Source organism: Ramlibacter sp. WS9 (assembly GCF_003797765.1).
Classification (GTDB): domain Bacteria; phylum Pseudomonadota; class Gammaproteobacteria; order Burkholderiales; family Burkholderiaceae_C; genus Ramlibacter.
Window position 1 is genome coordinate 1 of record NZ_RKMB01000069.1, and the last position, 4,475, is coordinate 4,475.

A 4,475-nucleotide genomic window follows, 5' to 3' on the forward strand; every position below is an offset into this window, starting at 1 on the left:
ACGGACCTGGATACCCCCACCCTGGCGGGCGCCACCATCAGCATCTCCGTGGGCTTCCAGGTGGGCGACTTGCTCGCGTTCGTCGACACCGCCAACATCACCGGCTCGTACAACCCGGCCACCGGCGTGCTCACCCTCACCGGCACCGACACCCTGGCGGCCTGGCAGACGGCGCTTCGCACCATCACCTTCGAGACCACCCACGACGACCCGCCGGTCACCAAGACCGTGTCCTGGACCGCGACCGATGGCGAATACACCAGCATTCCGGCCACCCGCAACATCGCCATCACCCCCGTCAACGACGCCCCGGTGATCGATGCGCAAGCCGCCGTGCTGGCCTATATCGAGAACGACGTCGCCACGGTCATCGCACCGGCCACCACGATTGCCGACCCCGACTCGGCCAACTTCAACGGCGGCTCCCTCACCGCCGCCTTCACCGCCAACGGCACCGCCGCCGACCAGCTGGCCATCCGCAACGAAGGCACCGGCGCCGGCCAGATCGGCGTGAGCGGGGCCAACGTCAGCTACGGTGGCGCTGTCATCGGCACCTTTGCCGGCGGCGTCAACGGCGCCGACCTGGTCATCACCTTCACCACCACCGCGGCCACCCAAGCGGCCGTGCAGGCGCTCTCGCGCAACATCACCTTCGCCAACACCTCCGAAGACCCGTCCACCAGCGCGCGCACCGTCACCTTCACCGTGGTCGACGGCGACGGCGTGGCCAATGGCGGCGACCAGGACGGCACCACCACCGCCACCGTGACCGTCGGCGCCACCAACGACCTGGCCGTCGTCACCACCACCGCGGGCACCGCGGCCTACATCGAAGGGGCTGCCGCCACCATCGTGGATGGCACCGTCACCATCAGCGTCGTGGACGACGCCAACCTGGTCGGCGCCACCGTCAGCCTCTCCGCGGGCTTCCAGGTCGGCGACGAGCTCGCGTTCGTCAACACGGCCAATATCACCGGCTCGTACAACCCGGCCACGGGCGTGCTCACGCTCAGCGGCACCGACACCGTCGCGGCCTACCAGGCGGCGCTGCAATCCATCACCTTCCGCACCACCACCAACGACGACCCGGGCACCAGCAGGACCGTGTCGTGGGTGGTGAACGACGGGGTCGGCGACAGCGCCGCGGCCACCCGCGGCATTGCCCTCACGCCCGTCAACGATGCACCGGTCATCGATGCGCAAGCGGCCGTGCTCGGCTACACCGAGAACGATGCGGCCACCGTGATCGCCCCCGCCACCACGGTGGCCGATCCCGATTCGGCCGACTTCATGGGCGGCTCGCTCACCGCGGCCTTCACGGCCAACGGAACTTCAGACGACCAGCTGGCCATCCGCAACGAAGGCACGGGCGCCGGGCAGATCGGCGTGAGCGGGGCCAACGTCAGCTACGGCGGGTCCGTCATCGCAACCTTTGCCGGCGGGGCCAATGGCGCCGACCTGGTCATCACCTTCACCACCGCCGCGGCCACGCAAGCGGCCGTGCAGGCCCTCTCGCGCAACATCACGTTCGCCAACACCTCGGAAGATCCCGCCATCGGTGCGCGCACCGTCACCTTCACTGTGGTCGACGGCGACGGCACGTGGCATGGCGGCGACCAGGACGGCGCGACCACCGCCACGGTCAACGTCACCGCCGCCGACGACGCGCCGGTGGTGACGGCCACCGCGGGCACCACGGCCTACATCGAAGGCGCCGCCGCGGTCGCGATCGACGCGACGCTCACCGTTGCGGATGCCGACGACACCAACCTGGAGAGCGCGACGGCGAGCATCACAGCGGGCTTCCAGGTCGGCGACGAGCTCGCCTTCGTCAACACGGCCAACATCACCGGCTCGTACAACGCGGCCACCGGCGTGCTCACGCTCAGCGGCACCGACACCGAAGCGGCCTACCAGGCGGCGCTGCAATCCATCACCTTCCGCACCACCACCAACGACGACCCGGGCACCAGCAGGACCGTGTCCTATGTCGCCAACGACGGCACCAGCGATGGCCCCGCGGCCACGCGCAACATCACCATCACCCCCGTCAACGACGCCCCGGTGATCGATGCGCAAGCCGCCGTGCTCGGCTATACGGAGAACGATGCGGCCACGGTGATCGCTGCGGCGACGACGGTGGCCGATCCCGATTCGGTCGACTTCATGGGCGGCTCGCTCACCGCGGCCTTCACCGCCAACGGCACCGCCGCCGACCAGCTGGCCATTCGCAATGAAGGCACCGGCGCCGGCCAGATCGGCGTGAGCGGCGCCAACGTCAGCTACGGCGGGTTCGTGATCGGCACCTTTGCCGGCGGCGTCAATGGCGCCGACCTCGTGATCACCTTCACCACCCCCGCGGCCTCGCAACCGGCCGTGCAGGCACTGGCGCGCAACATCACGTTCGCCAACACGTCCGAAGACCCGTCTACGCTCGCGCGCACCGTCACCTTCACCGTGGTCGATGGCGACGGCACGGCCAATGGCGGCGACCAGGACGGCACCACCACCGCCACCGTGAACTTCACCGCAGTCAATGACGCGCCCGTCGTGACGCCCAGTGGCGGCGACGCGGCCTACACCGAATCCGGTCCGGCCGTCGTGATCGACGCCTCGATCACCGTGACGGACGTCGACAGCACGACCATGTCCGGCGCGACGGTGCAGATCACCGACAGCTACCTGAACGGGTTCGACACGCTGGCCTTTACGGGCACGGGCGCCACCGGCAACATCGCCGTGGGTGGCTTCAATGCTGGCACCGGCACCCTCACCCTGACTTCGGCCGGCGGCACGGCCACCGCTGCGCAATGGCAGGCCGCCCTGCGCCTGGTGGAGTTCGATTCCACCAGCCCCGGCCCCGGCCCGAGCCGGCAAGTCACGTTCCAGCTGGACGACGGCGACGGCGGCAGCAATCTGAGCACGCCGCAGGTCAAGAACATCGCGATCACGGAAACCAATTCGGCGCCGGTGATCGATGCGCAAGCCGCCGCGCTGGGCTACACGGAGAACGACGCGGCCACGGTGATTGCCTCGGCCACGACGGTGTCTGATCCCGACTCGACCGACTTCAATGGTGGCTCGCTCACTGCCGCCTTCACCGCCAACGGCACGGCCGCCGACCAGCTGGCCATCCGCAACGAAGGCAATGGCGCCGGCCAGATCGGCGTGAGCGGCGCCAACGTCAGCTACGGCGGTGTCCTCATCGGCACCTTTGCCGGTGGCGTGAACGGCGCTGCCCTGGTGATCACCTTCACCAGCGCGGCGGCCACACCCGCGGCCGTGCAGGCGCTCTCGCGCAACATCACGTTCGCCAACACGTCCGAAGATCCGTCCACGCTCGCGCGCACGGTCACCTTCACGGTGGTCGACGGCGACGGCGTGGCCAATGGGGGCGACCAGGACGGCGCGACCACGGCCACCATCAATGTCGCGGCCGCCAACGATGCGCCGGTCTTGACGCCCAGCGGCGGCAACACGGCCTTCACCGAAGCCGGCGCGGCCGTCGCCATCGACGGTGCCATCACCGTCGCCGACATCGACAGCACGACCATGACCAACGCCACGGTGCAGGTCACCGGCGGCTACCTGAACGGCTTCGACACGCTGGCCTTTACCGGCACGGGTGCCACCGGCAACATCCTGGGTGCCTTCACTGCGGCCACCGGCACCCTCACGCTGACTTCGGCCGGCGGCACGGCCACCATGGGCGAATGGCAGGCCGCGCTGCGCCTGGTGACCTTCGACTCCACCAGCACCAGTCCCGGCGCCACACGCGAGATCTCCTTCCAGCTGGACGACGGCGATGGCGGGGCCAACCTGAGCACGGTGGTCACCAAGAACATCGCGATCACCGAAGTCAATTCGCGCCCGGTCATCACGATGAGCGCCGGCACCGGTGACTTCATCGAGAACGCAGCGGCGGTCCAGATCGATCCGGGCCTGACTATCACCGACCCCGACACCACGACGCTGTCGGGGGCCAGCGTGACGATCTTCACCAACTTCACGAACGCCGAAGACCAGCTGGTCTTCGTCAACACGGCCAACATCACCGGCGTCTACAACTTCGGCCAGCTCACGCTCACCGGCGTCGACACTCTCGCCAACTATGAAGCCGCGCTGCGCTCGGTGCGCTACAACAACACGAGCGACACGCCCAACACGGCGACGCGCACCTTCGCGTTCCAGGTGGACGATGGCCAGGGCGTGTTCAGCCTGAGCCAGGTCGTCTATCGCGACGTGACGGTGGCCGCCACCAACGACGCGCCGGTGCTCGCCGGCGGCGGCACGTTGGGCTACACGGAGAACGGTGCTGCCGCCGCCATCTCGCCGGCCATGACGGTCGCGGACCCCGACTCCGCCAACTTCGACACCGGCACCCTCACGGTGAGCCTCACCGCCAACGGCACGGCGTCCGACCAGCTGGCCATCAGCAACGACGGCGTGGGCGCCGGCCAGATCGGCGTGAGCGG

At 69.1% G+C, this 4,475-nt stretch carries 1 protein-coding gene; it reads left to right on the forward strand.

Annotation, left to right across the window (positions count from 1 at the left end; all coding sequences use genetic code 11):
- Positions 1-4,475: beta strand repeat-containing protein (locus EEB15_RS33910; RefSeq protein WP_370284091.1), on the forward strand; the 4,475-nt coding region annotated here is incomplete at both ends.